The 12,843-nt window shown below is 68.8% G+C and carries 11 protein-coding genes; 6 read left to right on the top strand and 5 right to left on the bottom strand.

The annotated features are described in order from the left end of the window. Positions 1-18 precede the first annotated feature (18 nt). Both ACFRJ8_RS11615 and malQ read right to left on the bottom strand, forming a co-directional pair. Positions 19-1,056 carry an alkaline phosphatase family protein gene (locus ACFRJ8_RS11615; RefSeq protein ID WP_377986311.1) on the bottom strand — a complete coding sequence of 346 codons (1,038 nt, stop codon included), beginning with the start codon at positions 1,054-1,056 and terminating at the stop codon, positions 19-21. A gap of 56 nt (positions 1,057-1,112) precedes the next feature. After that, positions 1,113-3,383 carry a 4-alpha-glucanotransferase gene (gene malQ / locus ACFRJ8_RS11610; protein WP_377986310.1) on the bottom strand — a complete coding sequence of 757 codons (2,271 nt, stop codon included), beginning with the start codon at positions 3,381-3,383 and terminating at the stop codon, positions 1,113-1,115. A 199-nt stretch (positions 3,384-3,582) separates the two neighbouring features. On the opposite strand from malQ, the gene ACFRJ8_RS11605 reads away from it, so the two are divergent. The 5 genes from ACFRJ8_RS11605 (at position 3,583) to ACFRJ8_RS11585 (ending at position 8,222) form a co-directional block, all read left to right on the top strand. Further along, positions 3,583-3,936 (top strand): TraR/DksA family transcriptional regulator, encoded by a 354-nt coding sequence (locus tag ACFRJ8_RS11605; protein ID WP_377986309.1) that lies wholly within the window; start codon positions 3,583-3,585, stop codon positions 3,934-3,936. Next, a complete protein-coding gene (locus ACFRJ8_RS11600) occupies positions 3,933-4,721 on the top strand; it encodes a M50 family metallopeptidase (protein WP_377986308.1) in 789 nt (262 codons plus the stop codon). The genes ACFRJ8_RS11605 and ACFRJ8_RS11600 overlap by 4 nt, the downstream gene beginning before the upstream one ends. Before the next feature lie 9 nt (positions 4,722-4,730). Then, complete coding sequence (locus ACFRJ8_RS11595) at positions 4,731-5,798, top strand: glutathione S-transferase family protein (RefSeq protein WP_377986307.1); 1,068 nt, start codon at positions 4,731-4,733, stop codon at positions 5,796-5,798. Beyond that, complete coding sequence (locus ACFRJ8_RS11590) at positions 5,798-6,988, top strand: serine hydrolase domain-containing protein (RefSeq protein ID WP_377986306.1); 1,191 nt, start codon at positions 5,798-5,800, stop codon at positions 6,986-6,988. The genes ACFRJ8_RS11595 and ACFRJ8_RS11590 overlap by 1 nt, the downstream gene beginning before the upstream one ends. Positions 6,989-7,070: 82 nt before the next feature. Next, positions 7,071-8,222, top strand: coding sequence for an aromatic acid exporter family protein (locus tag ACFRJ8_RS11585; RefSeq protein WP_377986305.1), 1,152 nt, complete (start codon positions 7,071-7,073; stop codon positions 8,220-8,222). Positions 8,223-8,303: 81 nt separating this feature from the next. Here the strand turns inward: ACFRJ8_RS11585 and ACFRJ8_RS11580 are convergent, their stop codons facing one another. The 3 genes from ACFRJ8_RS11580 to ACFRJ8_RS11570 are packed head-to-tail and all read right to left on the bottom strand — an operon-like array spanning position 8,304 to position 12,008. Further along, complete coding sequence (locus ACFRJ8_RS11580) at positions 8,304-9,248, bottom strand: MaoC family dehydratase (protein WP_377986304.1); 945 nt, start codon at positions 9,246-9,248, stop codon at positions 8,304-8,306. Beyond that, positions 9,245-10,585, bottom strand: coding sequence for a 3-oxoacyl-ACP reductase (locus ACFRJ8_RS11575; RefSeq protein ID WP_377986303.1), 1,341 nt, complete (start codon positions 10,583-10,585; stop codon positions 9,245-9,247). Before ACFRJ8_RS11575 ends, ACFRJ8_RS11580 begins: the two co-directional genes overlap by 4 nt. 10 nt (positions 10,586-10,595) lie before the next feature. Then, positions 10,596-12,008: an acetyl-CoA C-acetyltransferase gene (locus tag ACFRJ8_RS11570; protein ID WP_377986302.1), complete on the bottom strand. Its 1,413-nt coding sequence runs from the start codon at positions 12,006-12,008 to the stop codon at positions 10,596-10,598. On the opposite strand from ACFRJ8_RS11570, the gene ACFRJ8_RS11565 reads away from it, so the two are divergent. Then, on the top strand, positions 12,007-12,795 hold the full coding sequence (locus ACFRJ8_RS11565) for a TetR family transcriptional regulator (RefSeq protein WP_377986301.1): 789 nt from the start codon (positions 12,007-12,009) through the stop codon (positions 12,793-12,795). The genes ACFRJ8_RS11570 and ACFRJ8_RS11565 overlap by 2 nt on opposite strands. Positions 12,796-12,843 lie beyond the last annotated feature (48 nt).

Below are 12,843 nucleotides of genomic sequence, written 5' to 3'. Positions count from 1 at the left end.
GGGAAAGGCCGCCCGCCGCTATTGGTTGAGCAATTCGCTCATGAGGGGCGCATTGCGGACGTGGTCGGTCAGGGGCGTCAGCCCCCACACGTCTTCGATGGTGTGCAGCAGGGAGTAGTGCGAGTAGGCGGCATGGGAGGTGAAGCCTTTCCGCGCAGCCGGACCGGCAAATACCGTCGCCACTCTGTTGTCTTCTTTGCTGCCCTCATCCCATGTGAGCACCAGCAGGGAGTTCTGCGTCGTGAAAGCCGGCGACCCAAGGATCCTGGGCACCTCGCGGGAGAGCCAGCGGTCTCCCGTGCTGATGGGACAGTCGTGGGTGTCGTTGCACATGTCTGGGCTGATGAAGGAGAAGTCCGGCAGGGCCGACGCCGACTGCAGATCCTTTTCCAGCCGGTCGTACGGCACAACATGGTCCGTGCACAAGCCCAAGTCGTTCGTAACCGTTGGGTAGTACATGAACGGATTGTGCTTCACGGCGTAGTCCCCGGAGTCCCGCGAAGCACAGGGCGCGGGCATGCCCTCGGCATACATTTTCCAGGTCCGCCCGGACTGTGTGATTTCATCGGCGATGGACCTCACATCCGCTGTGCACGACTTCGGTTTGCAGTCGCTGGTAATCCCGGCGGTTGTTCCGCTCGTCAGGGCGATATAGTTCGGCAGGCTCGGGTGCATGATCGCCCGGTAGTTGGCGGCCGTCGAGAATTCCGCCGCCAGTTTGTTGAAATAGCCCGCTTCGCTGGTGCCCATGACCTGCGAGGCCGCCTTGTTTTCCAGGACCATGACCACAATGTGCTGGATTCCGCCGTTGCCCTGCTGCCCCGGCGCCGGGTGCGGCGCCGGCTGTGCGAAATACGGCGACGGCGGCGGGGTGGCGCCAGGAGGTGTCTCCTGGCTGGAAGGTGGGGGCGCGGACTCGGCAGGAGTCTTCTCCGCAGGCGCGGATTGGGTGGGCGCGGGCGGGCCTGTCTGGAAGGGCTGCACCGGAGTGCACCCCACCAACAACATCGCCAGCGCCCAAACGCCGGCCAGCGAGCCCCGGCCGATCCGCGTCATCGGACCATGCTAGCGGCCGGTAGCGGCGAGACCCAAGGCTGTCTGCGGGCCCCTCCTCAGGTCCGGCTCAGGTCAGTTTCAGTCCCCGTTTCAGGTCCCTTTGAAGCTCCGGGATGGAGCGCAGTCCGGACGGTGCCCAGCAGGGACAGGAACCGTTCATGTTCCGGCAGGTCATCGATCAATACCACGCCCTCGGGAGCGGCCAGCGGGATGCGCCAGTTTGGGTATTGGGTGCTGGTGCCCGGCTGGTTCTGGGTCCGGGTCTCCCCCACGGCGTCGACGAGCGCCACGCCCAACAGCGCGGAGGGAGCAAGCGCCGTGTAGGCGTAAAGCGCCTCCACCGTAGTCCGGACGTCGGTGGCGGTGTCCGTCAGCAGGCCGCGCGCCCGGACTTGGGCCAGGACAGCATCCTGCTCGGCCGCGGCCTCGGCACGTTCTTCATCAACGGGGCGCCGCAATAGCCCGAGCGATTCCCGCAAGGTGACGTGTTCACCGGCAAGGTAGCCCGCGGTCGGGGGCAGATCGTGGGTGTTGACGCTGGTCAGGCATTGCTGGCGGTAGTGCTCCGGCGGGATCGGGCCGTCGGCGTCGTGCTCGAACCAGAGGATGGAAGTGCCGAAAATTCCCCGCTCCATCAGGTAGCCGCGAACCCACGGCTCGAACACGCCCAGGTCTTCGCCAATCACGATCGCCCCCGCCCGTTGCGCCTCGAGGGCCAGGATGCCGATGAGCGCCTCGTAGTCGTAATGCACGTATGTGCCGCTCTCCGGCCCGGCGCCCTCGGGGATCCACCACAACCGGAACAGGCCGAGGATATGGTCCACGCGGATCCCGCCGGCGTGCCGCAGGACGGTCCGGAGCATGTCCCGGTAGGCGGCATAGCCGGATTCGGCGAGCCGGCCGGGATGCCAGGGCGGCTGGGACCAGTTCTGGCCCAGCTGGTTGAACATGTCCGGAGGTGCGCCCACCGAAACGCCCCCGGCAAGAACGCCGGACAGCGTCCAGGCATCGGCACCGCCAGGTTTCACGCCAACGGCAAGGTCATGGACCACGCCGATGCCCATACCCGCCTCGCGCGCTGAACGCTGGGCCGCCTCGAGCTGCTGGTCGCAGAGCCACTGGAGCCAGCAGTGGAATTCGATTCGGGCTGCCAGCCGGGAACGCTGCTCGACACAGTATGGCGACGCCGGGGATGCCGCCGCCTCGGTCCATTCCGGCGCGGACGGCGGCAGCTGTTCGGCAAGCGCACACCACAGTGCAAAGTCCTCGAGTCCCTGCCCCTGCTCGGCGCAGAACCCTGCGAACTGCCGTGTGCGGGCCGGCCCGCGGCGGACGGCGAACACGAGTTCCAGTGCCGTGAGCTTCGCCGCGTAGCTGGCGTTGCGGTCCAAAAGGTCCCGTGACCGGTTGGCCGCCCTCAGGCCTTCGGCCAGGCGTGCCACCTCGGCCCGGCCGGCAGCGTCCAGATAGCCGTATTCCGGGATTTCCTCCACCCTCAGGTAGAGCGGGTTGAAAAAGCGCCGTGTGGCAGGCAGGTACGGGGAGTCTTCGACCGGCGGCACTGGTTCGGCGGCATGCAACGGATTGACCAGCACAAAGCCGGCACCCTGCTCACCGGCAACCGCGGCGAGGTCACCGAGATCTACAAAGTCCCCGATCCCCCACGACCGGGAGGACCGCACGGAGTACAGCTGGGCGGTCAGCCCCCAGGTGCGGCGTTCCGCGAGCGCGGCAGAGGCCCGGAGCTGGCCGGGCGTTACGACCAGCGGACACTGCGCCAGGGTGCCTTCGGCGTCGGCGTTCAGGGTATGCCAGCCGAGGCCGAGGTCGCCGGGAATGGTGAACGTGGCACGTCCGGTGAGGACGCCGTCCACGCCAACCGGCGCGTCCCAGTTCTCCCGCTGTGTGGCCTCGTGCCTGCTGCCGTCCTCGGCGTCGATCCAGACGCGGACGCCGCTGCCGTGCGGGACGTGGACATCCACATGGGTTTCCCGTCCCTCCCTCACCACAAGAACAGGGGGGAGGATGCGCCGCCACGGTGCCAGGCGTGTCTCCGCCAGGGAGCGTTGCTGCTCCTCGGGCCCGTTGGCGGGGATATCGAGGGCCGCCAGCACGTCCCGGAGTGTACCGGCGGCCACGGAGCGCTCCACCCCGTCCCAGCCCCAGTAGCTCGCGTCGACGCCATGGGCCGCTGCGAGTTCGCGCAACAGTGCGTCGGAGGCGTCGGTGTCCCCGGCGTGCCCGGGACCTCCAGGTGCCGCAGGGTTTTCGGGGTTTTCAGGGTGTGCGGGGTATGCAGTGTTCTCGAGGTGCGTCTGGTCCGCCATGCGCCCACTCTAGACGCTGCCTCCACGCCCGCGCCCCCTCCGTGGACATGGGATTCACCTACTGGTTCTCCGAGTCCCTCCACGGCGGCCGCAACCGACAGGTCCTGTTCCCCACAAGGAACGGCAGCCGGACCCAAGGCGGGCGGGGCTGTCGGCCCGTTTAGGCGCCGCCACAGCGTCCGCGCTAGCCTTGCAGTCTATGGTTGACGTCGAACGGTTCCGGATCCTGCTGCACGAGGAACGTCGCCGGAAGCTTGCCCTCCTCCCCGCTCTCCGCGAGGACATCACCTCGGTCAATGCCGCCCGCCGGGACTCCAATGTCGACGACGAACACGACCCCGAGGGCAGCACGATCGCCTTCGAACTGTCCCAGGCATCCGCGCTCCTGGAACAGAGCAGGGCGTCCCTGGCGCAAATCGATGCCGCCCTTGCCCGGATGGAAGAGGGCACCTACGGGATCTGCGCCGTGTGCGGTGCCGCAATCCCCGAGGGCCGGCTTGAGGCCAGGCCCTGGACCGCGTACTGCATCGAGCACGCCTCAGGCCGGGCATGACCAGGCCCGGTCTCTCGGTGGATCCTAACCTCGCCCTGACGTGGTGGGAGCGGATCCTTGCCGGATTTACCCACGCCCCCAGCCCGCACGTGACCAGCACCGAGCTCGTTGCAGTGATCCTGCTGGCAGTCGCGGTGTCCCTGCCGCGCCTGACCTGGCGCTACTTTGGCCTGCTTGCCACCGTGACCCACGAACTCGGCCACGCTTTTGCCGCCCTCACCACCGGCCAACGGCTCGGCGGGATCCGGCTGGGACTGGACCACTCCGGCACCACCACGACCTACAGCAGGAGCCGGCTCTCCTCCGCCTGGTCGACCTTCTGGGGTTACCCCGTGCCCGCCGTCGTTGGGGCAGTGATGGTCTGGTGCGGTTTCAACGGCTGGGGCCCGGCCGCAATGTCGGTGGGCACGCTGATCCTCCTGGCGTCATTCCTGTTCCTCCGCAACGGCGTCGGCCTCCTCATCACCGGTGCCGCCGTACTGGCCTCGGCGCTCCTGGTGCTTTACGTCCCGTCGGTGTTCAACGGTCACGTAATGATCGTGCTGGGTCTGGCTCTCCTGGTGGCGGCCGTAAGGGACCTCGGCAAACTGGCCAACGTCCATCTGCGGCACCGTGACAGGCTTCCTACGTCGGACGCCTACCTGCTGGCCCGGGCCACCTCCGTCCCCGCCGCAGTGTGGATTGCGCTGTTCGCCGCGGTGGTGGCCGGTGCCTGGTGGTTTGCCTGGCAGCCCATGGCGCCGGTGTTCACGGCCTTGCTGGGATCGTTCACTGCCCGGCCTTAGGCTGGGACCATGAGCCAGAGTACCCACACCGACCATCCGGGATTCAGCACCAAGGGCGCCTACGTGACCGGCGGCGAGGAATTCACCCGCGACACCAACTACATTGAGGACCGGATCACCCGGGGCGGCGGCCCGGGCAACAACGGCGAGCCTGGCTGGCCGGTGGAACCTGGCCGCTACCGCCTCATCGCGGCGCGGGCCTGCCCGTGGGCCAACCGCACGGTGATCGTGCGCCGGCTGCTCGGCCTGGAAGACGTCATCTCCCTCGGCCAGCCCGGACCCACCCACGACGCCCGGTCCTGGACCTTCGACCTCGACCCTGACGGCAGGGACCCCGTCCTCGGGATTGAGCGCATCCAGGACGCCTACTTCCGCCGCTTCCCCGGCTACCCCCGCGGAATTACCGTCCCGGCCATCGTTGACGTCCCCAGCGGGCAGGTGGTCACCAACGACTTCGCCCAAATCACGCTCGACTTTTCCACCGAGTGGGCGCAGTACCACCGGGCCGGCGCGCCGGAGCTGTACCCGGAGCACCTGCGGGAAGAGATCGATGCCGTCAACAAGCGCGTCTTCACTGAGGTGAACAACGGCGTCTACCGGTGCGGCTTCGCCGGTTCACAGCAGGCCTACAACGCCGCCTATGACCGGCTCTGGACGGCCCTGGACTGGCTCGAGGACCGCTTGGCCGGCCAACGCTACCTGGTGGGCGACACCATCACGGAAGCCGACGTCCGGCTGTTCACCACGCTGGCCCGCTTCGACGCCGTCTACCACGGCCACTTCAAGTGCAACCGGCAAAAACTGAGCGAGTTGCCCGTCCTGTGGGCCTACGCGCGCGACTTGTTCCAGACGCCCGGGTTCGGTGACACCACCGATTTTGTGCAGATCAAGGAGCACTACTACATCGTTCATGAGGACATCAATCCCACCGGCGTGGTCCCGCGCGGACCCGAACTGGGCAATTGGCTCTCGGACCACGGCCGCGAAGCGCTGGGCGGCCGGCCCTTCGGCGACGGCACACCTCCCGGGCCGGTCCGCGCCGGCGAAGAGGTCGCCCCGGGCCACGGCGCAGCCTGATGCAGGCGGCGGCCGGCGCGGCGCCGGGATGGGGCACGGCAACCGGCTCCGCGGACACCGGAGCCGAGGGCACCTCAGCACCGTCCCTCTCGGCCGGCCTGGCCACCCCCGAATTCGCGGAAGTGCGTGAACTCTTCGACTCCTTCCTCTCCGATGACCCGGGCTACAGCGCGCAACTGTCCGTCTACCGCCGCGGCACCAAGGTGGTGGACCTGTGCGGCGGCCCGGGTTTGGTGCCAGGCGACATCACGGGCACCTATTCCTGTTCCAAGGGAGTCGCCGCGTTTGTGATCGCGCTCCTGGTCCAGGACGGCCGGCTCGACCTGGACCAGACCGTCGCGTCTTATTGGCCGGAGTTCGGCGTCCAGGGCAAGGACCGGCTCACCGTGCGGCAGGCCCTCTCGCATCAGGCGGGGCTGCCCGGCGTCGTCGGCGGTATTTCCCTGGCGGAGTTCACCACGGCTGGCGCGGCTCGGCGTCTGGCGGCCTCGGCGCCGCTGTGGCGCCCGGGCACGGCCTTCGGCTACCACGCCCTGACCATGGGCATCCTGATGGAGGAGCTCTGCCGCCGTACCGCGGGGATGCCGCTCCAGGGGCTCTACGACCAGCGGATCCGCCGCCCGTGGGTCATTGACTTCTTCCTGGGCCTGCCCGAGGACCAGGAACCGCGATACCGCGAGGTGCTCTACGATCCGGACCCGGCCCAGCCGTGGCTGGATCCACTCAGCCTCGACGGCCTGGGCAGCAACGCGCCGGTCAGCACCATCATGGAGTTGCCCAACCACCGCGTTGTGCGGGCCTCGGGAATGAGCAGCGCCGGCGGCGTGGGGTCAGCCGAAGGGCTGGCCAGGCTCTATGCCGCCGCCACAACAGGGGTGGACGGCCGTCCACCGTTTCTGAGCCCGGGCACCATAGATCTCATGGCCGCGGAGCAGGTCTGGGGAATGGACCGGTGCTCCGGCTCGGAGAACGCGTTCGCCGTGGTGTTCATGAAACCCCAGCCGGGACGAAATTTCGGCAGTCATCTGGCGTTCGGGCACGAGGGCGCCAACGCGGCCCTTGGCTTTGCGGATCCCGGCTACGGCCTCGGGTTCGGGTATGTGCCCCGCCGCAGCGAAGAGGGCAGGACCGGGGGCCGGGCCCAGCGGCTGTCCGCGGCGGTGCGGCGGGCCGCCCACGCCGCGTCCTGACCGGCGTCGAACGGGCCGGAGGGCACCGGGGCCGGTTTTGTCCACTTGTCGCAGCAACCTCCCGGCCTTAGGGTGAGCCGGGATGCTCACTCCAGAAAAGACAGCCGACAGCCCGCCCTCCCTGCCGCGCAGATGGGCCCGGAATGTCTCGCGTGCCGTCTCCGCGACGCTGCTGTGGCCCCGGCTCCAGCTGGCCCTGAAAGCTGCGCTGGCCGCGGGCATCGCCTTCGCGATTGCCCCGTTCATGCCGGGCTCCGCCGCCGAGTATCCGTACTACGCGCCCCTGGGCGCCCTGGTCGCCATGTACGAGAACGTGGCCGGCTCCATGCGCCAGGGCCTGCAGACGCTCGTCGGCCTGGCGATCGGCGTCGGCCTGGCGTTCATGCTGTTCAGCCTCGGGCAGCCGACCCCGCTGACGGTCGCGGTGGTCATGGGCCTGGGCGTTATCCTGGCCGGACTGCCGAGGATCGGCTCGGGCCGGGACTGGATCCCGACGGCGGCGCTCCTTGTGCTTTTGGTCGGCGGCCACAACCCGGACACGTTCTCGTTCGGGTACCTCTTCCAGATGGCCGTCGGCGTCACGGTGGGCATCGTGGTGAACCTACTGGTCTTCCCGCCACTGCATTTCCGGGCCGCGGCCCTGAGCATCGCGGAGCTCCGCCAGGCACTCGCCCAGCAGCTCTGGGATATGGGCGAGGCCCTCAAGGAAAGCTGGCCGCCGGAACATCAGGACTGGTCCCGCCGTTCGGAGGCGCTCGCAGCGCATGCCCGTTCCGTGCGCCTCGCCGTCGAAAAGGCCGATGCGAGCCGACAGGCCAATCCCCGCCGCCGCCTGCATCCGCGCGACATGGATCTCGACTACCGGAACCTGCGGGACTTGGAACGGCTGACCTTCCACGTCCAGGACGTGACCCAGGTGCTCTCGGATGTCATCTGGGCCGACGACACCCCCTTTGTGGTCCCCGACGCCGACGCGGCGCCCCTGGGTGATGCCATGGCTTCCGTCGGCGACGTGCTGCGTGCCCTGGAGGACGAAACGCCCGAGCGCCAGGCCGAGCTGGCCCGGTCCGCCGAGGCGACAATCAGCGAATTGACTGCCCGGCTTGCCACCGAACAGCACAGCAAGGAAGCCCCCAGCGCAGTGGAATCCATCCTCCTAAGCCTCCACCGCATGCTGCGGGTGGCCACACCCGGCCGGCCGGAGTCGCAACCGGCCAGCGCGCCCGCAAGCTAGGCCAAAGCGCCCCAGCTGGGAGGGCGGCGCGGACGGACGACGGCGGCGGCTCCGGCTGATGTGTCCGGACCGGGAGCCTGGCTACGGCAGCGCCGCGACGGAACCGATAAAGTGCCGGCGCCCGGACAGCGGGTTCCACGCCACATAGTCGGAGCGCCGCCAGGCGCCGCCGTCGGCCTGCACCGTGCTGATGTCCAGCGCCACGCGGGCCGGGAGGAACACGGGTGCCTCGAAGGCCACGTCCCAGCGGAACGAGTCCCCCCGAACGGCGCCGACGTCGGCCAGCGCCCGCGATGCCAGGTACATGCCGTGGGCCAGGGATCGGCGCATGCCCAGAGCCTTAGCGGTCAGGACGCTCAGGTGGATCGGGTTGAAGTCGCCGGACACCGCGGCGTAAGCCCGCCCGGTGTCGACGCCAAGCTGCCACAGGGCCGTGGGGTCCGGCACCGAAAACGGCGACGGCGTCACGGGCACCGAGGGTTTGTCGATTCCGGGCAGGAACACGCCCTTGGCCAGGTAGGTCGAGACCCCGCGCCAGCGGACTTCGCTCGGCTTGCCAACGTCCGGCCCGCCAACGTCCGGCCCGGCAGTACGGACCTCCGCCACGACATCGAGCTGGGTGCCGGCCCGGTGGCCGCGCAGGTTCTCCACCCGGGCCCGGATATCCAGGGCCTGGGTGAACAGGACCGGTGCGGACTGCACCACCTTGTTGCTCAGGTGGATCATGCCCAGCAGGGGCAGCGGAAAATCGTCCCGGTTCATCACGCTCATGGCCAGCGGAAACGCCAGGGCATGGATAAAGCCGGCCGGGAGGACGTCGCTCGCGCTCTCACCAATCAGGTGCTGGTAGGCCGTCAGGTTCGCGACGTCGGCCTTCACACCACGGACCTCGTGGGTGTAGGCCGGCAGTTCGGTGCCGCCGTGCGTTCCCAGGACCCTGCGCCGTGCCGCTGCGGCCGCCGCATTGACGTAGAGCTTGGACAGGGACGGCATCTCGCCCAGGATGACGGTCTGGGATCCGCTCATGCGCCCACCAGATTCTGCCCGCAGACGCGCAGCACCTCGCCGGAAATCCCGCCCGCGGCGTCGCTGGCCAGGAACGCGATGGCCTCGGCGACGTCGCCCGGCTGGCCGCCCTGCTGCAGGGAATTGAGCCGACGCGCCACTTCGCGGGTGGCGAAGGGGATCCTGGCGGTCATCTCCGTTTCGATGAAGCCCGGAGCGACGGCGTTGATGGAGCCCCCGCGCTCACCGATCAGCGCCGCTGTGGCGCGCACCATGCCGATCACGCCGGCCTTGGACGCGGCGTAGTTGGTCTGGCCACGGTTTCCGGCGATCCCGCTGGTGGAGGCCACGGACACGATCCGGGGCGCGTCGCCGAGGTGCTCCGAGGCCAGGAGGGCCTCGTTGATCCGCAGTTGCGCGGCGATGTTGACGCCGATCACGGAGTTCCAGCGGCCCGCGTCCATGTTGGCCAGGAGCTTGTCCCTGGTGATGCCGGCATTGTGGATCATGATGTCCAGCCGGCCGTGCCGCGCCGCGGCGTGGTCGATGATCCGTTGGCCGGCGTCGCTGCGGCTGATGTCCAGCTGCAGGGCCGTCCCGTGGACCTCGTTGGCCACCTCCGCCAGGTGGTCCCCGGCTGCCGGGACGTCGACGAGGATGAGGGTGGCGCCGTCGCGGTACAGCGTGCGGGCGATCGCGGCCCCGATTCCCCGGGCGGCGCCAGTCACCACGGCCACCTTGCCGGCCAGCGGCTTCTCGACGTCGCCGGGCAGCTGCCCGGCGCCGGAGCTGACCGTCAGGAACTGCCCGTCCACAAACGCCGAGCGGCCCGAGAGGAAGAACCTCAACGCCCCCAGCGTTGCGGGGCTTGTGGTCCGCGCACCGTCCGCGAGCAAGACGCCGTTGCCGGTGGCGCCGGCCCGCAGTTCCTTGGCCAAAGACCGCAGGAGGCCGTCCACGCCCTGCCGGGCGGCTGCCGTTGCCGGCTCCGTCGCGGAGTCTGCGGTGCGGGACATGGTGATGACGCGGGCGTTCGGGGCGAGATCACGCAGTGAAGTGGCGGCCGTGAGTACCGGCTTCTCAAGATCGCCGGGATGGGCCAGTTCGTCCAGCACCAAGATGATGGCGCCAAGCTTCTCCTTGGGTATCGCGTGGCGGCGGACGTCGAGGTTCCAGGCCAGGAGCGTGGCGGCGAGCTCGTCAGCACCGCCGGTTGACCCTTGGACCAGGACGGGCCCTTCGATGAGGGGGCTGCCGGGCGCGTGCCGCCGGAGGGCTACCGGCTGCGGGAGGCCGAGCCTCTTGGCGATGTCCTTGCCGAGACCGTGGCTGACGAACCTGGTGTACTTGTCGCTCATCCGATTCTCCTTAGAGTGCTTCGAGGATTGCGACGACGCCCTGGCCGCCGGCGGCGCAAATGGACACCAGCCCGCGGGCCGGGCGCCCATTGACCTGGCCGCGGGCGTGCAGCATTTTGGCCAGCGACGCCACGATCCGGCCGCCGGTGGCGGCAAACGGGTGTCCGGCGGCAAGGGACGAGCCGTTGACGTTCAGTTTGGTCCGGTCGATGCTGCCGAAGGCGCCGTCCAGGCCAAGGCGGATGCGGCCGAATTCCTCGTCCTCCCAGGCGGCCAGAGTGCTCAGCACCGTGCCGGCGAAAGCCTCATGGATCTCGAAGAAGTCGAAGTCGTCGAGCGTGAGATTGTGGCGTGCGAGCAGCCGGGGCACCGCGAACGCCGGCGCCATGAGCAGGCCGTCCTTGCCGTGGACAAAGTCGACCGCGGCCGCCTCGCCGTCGACGATCGTGGCCAGCTTGGGGAGGTCGTGGGCGTCGGCCCATTCCTCGGACCCGAGCAGCACGCTGGAGGCGCCATCGGTCAGCGGCGTGGAGTTCCCGGCCGTCATGGTCGCTGCGGCGCCCAGATTCTTGCCGAACACGGGCTTGAGCGTGGCCAGCTTCTCCAGGCTGGTATCGGCGCGCAGGTTGGAGTCCCGGCTCAGTCCCCGGTAGGGGGTCAGAAGGTCATCGAAGAAGCCGGCGTCGTAGGCCGCGGCAAGATTGCGGTGGCTGTTGAAAGCGAGCTCATCCTGGGCCTCGCGGGTGATCTTCCACTGCGCGGTGGTCAGCGCCTGGTGCTCTCCCATCGACAGGCCGGTACGCGGCTCCCCCGTGTTCGGCGCATCGGGGGCCAGGTCCTTGGGCCGGAGCCGGCTGAGGACCTGCAGCTTCCGGGACACGGTCTTGGCACGGTTGAGGTCCAGCAGCACCTCGCGCAGTCCCTCACTGACGGCAATGGGGGCATCAGAGGCGGAGTCGACGCCGCCGGCGATCGCGGAATCGATCTGGCCCAGCTTGATCTTGTTCGCCAGGCCGAGCACCGTTTCCAGGCCGGTCGCGCAGGCCTGCTGGAGGTCGTACGCCGGGGTCTCGGCGGAGAGGGCCGAGCCGAGCACGGCCTCCCGGGTGAGGTTGAAGTCGCGGGAGTGCTTGAGCACGGCTCCGGCAGCGACTTCCCCGATCCGTTCGTCCTGAAGTCCGAAGCGGGCGATCAGTCCATCCAAAGCGGCAGTGAGCATGTCCTGGTTGGAGGACTTGGTGTACGCGCCGCCGGTCCGGGCAAACGGGATGCGGTTGCCGCCCACCACCACGGCCCTGCGGAGCCGCGCCGCGGCTGCACCGGCGTGCTCCTTCTTCCCTGCGGAGGCCCCTGCGGCGGCCTCCACGGCGGAAGTGCCGGCGGCTGGTTGGGGGCGGGGCACTGACGGTCCGTTGACGGACATGGGCTGTCTCCTTCGATCAAAGCGATTACCGATACCCAGCGTACCTGATACGCTTGGTATCGTGAACATCCGCAACCACACTCCGCCCGCCGGGCAGGCCGGCGTCGACGGCCGTGCTTCCCGCTGGCAGTCCCACCGCGAGGAGCGGCGGCGTGAGCTCATTAAGTCTGCTCGGAGGGCGGTCCACGCCCTCGGCAGTGACGCGTCGATGGAGGACATTGCCGCGGCCGCGGGAACCTCAAAGTCCGTCTTTTACCGCTATTTCGGCGACAAGGCAGGACTCCAGCAGGCCGTGGGCGAAGTGGTCCTGAGCCAGATGCAGCGGCGCATCCAGGAGGCTGCCCAGAGCGCCCAGACGCCCCGGGAAGGCCTGTTTGCCATGGTGTCCGCCTACCTGCAGATGGCTGAGACCAGCCCGAATGTTTACACCTTTGTCACGCGCCACGCCCCCGGTGAAGCGGATACCGCCAGCCCTCCCATTTCCACAGCCGGCGCCTTGAGCCATTTCTTCGCGGCCATCAGCGACATGATTGCCCGGCCCATGCGCAGCCATCTGGGCGGCGGCCAGGACAAGGAAGCCGTGATCGGCTACTGGCCCAATGCCGCGATCGGCTTGGTGCGGAACGCCGGAGAGCAATGGCTCGCCAGCCCGCAGGGACCCGCCAGGCCGGACCAGGAAGCCATGGCCCGGCAGATCACGGACTGGCTCTGTTTCGGAATCGCCCCCGAGCTGCAGTCACCGGCGGACCCGGCATCGGCAGACCCGGCAGGCCCGGGCACGCCGTAGCGGCGCCCCCGGCCCCAACTACGAACTGAACTGTCAGCACTTTGAATT

The organism is Arthrobacter sp. NPDC056886, from assembly GCF_042788715.1.
In the GTDB taxonomy this organism is placed as follows: Bacteria; Actinomycetota; Actinomycetes; order Actinomycetales; family Micrococcaceae; genus Arthrobacter.
The sequence above is the reverse complement of the archived record's forward strand: the minus strand, read 5'-3'. Positions and strand labels throughout refer to the sequence as shown.

Coding starts and splice junctions, on each gene's coding strand:
- ACFRJ8_RS11590 (WP_377986306.1), top strand. CDS start 5,798: ATGCAGGCGGCGGCCGGCGCGGCGCCGGGATGGGGCACGGCAACCGGC.
- ACFRJ8_RS11600 (WP_377986308.1), top strand. CDS start 3,933: ATGACCAGGCCCGGTCTCTCGGTGGATCCTAACCTCGCCCTGACGTGG.
- malQ (WP_377986310.1), bottom strand. CDS start 3,383: ATGGCGGACCAGACGCACCTCGAGAACACTGCATACCCCGCACACCCT.
- ACFRJ8_RS11585 (WP_377986305.1), top strand. CDS start 7,071: ATGCTCACTCCAGAAAAGACAGCCGACAGCCCGCCCTCCCTGCCGCGC.
- ACFRJ8_RS11575 (WP_377986303.1), bottom strand. CDS start 10,585: ATGAGCGACAAGTACACCAGGTTCGTCAGCCACGGTCTCGGCAAGGAC.
- ACFRJ8_RS11565 (WP_377986301.1), top strand. CDS start 12,007: ATGGGCTGTCTCCTTCGATCAAAGCGATTACCGATACCCAGCGTACCT.
- ACFRJ8_RS11595 (WP_377986307.1), top strand. CDS start 4,731: ATGAGCCAGAGTACCCACACCGACCATCCGGGATTCAGCACCAAGGGC.
- ACFRJ8_RS11615 (WP_377986311.1), bottom strand. CDS start 1,056: ATGACGCGGATCGGCCGGGGCTCGCTGGCCGGCGTTTGGGCGCTGGCG.
- ACFRJ8_RS11605 (WP_377986309.1), top strand. CDS start 3,583: ATGGTTGACGTCGAACGGTTCCGGATCCTGCTGCACGAGGAACGTCGC.
- ACFRJ8_RS11580 (WP_377986304.1), bottom strand. CDS start 9,248: ATGAGCGGATCCCAGACCGTCATCCTGGGCGAGATGCCGTCCCTGTCC.
- ACFRJ8_RS11570 (WP_377986302.1), bottom strand. CDS start 12,008: ATGTCCGTCAACGGACCGTCAGTGCCCCGCCCCCAACCAGCCGCCGGC.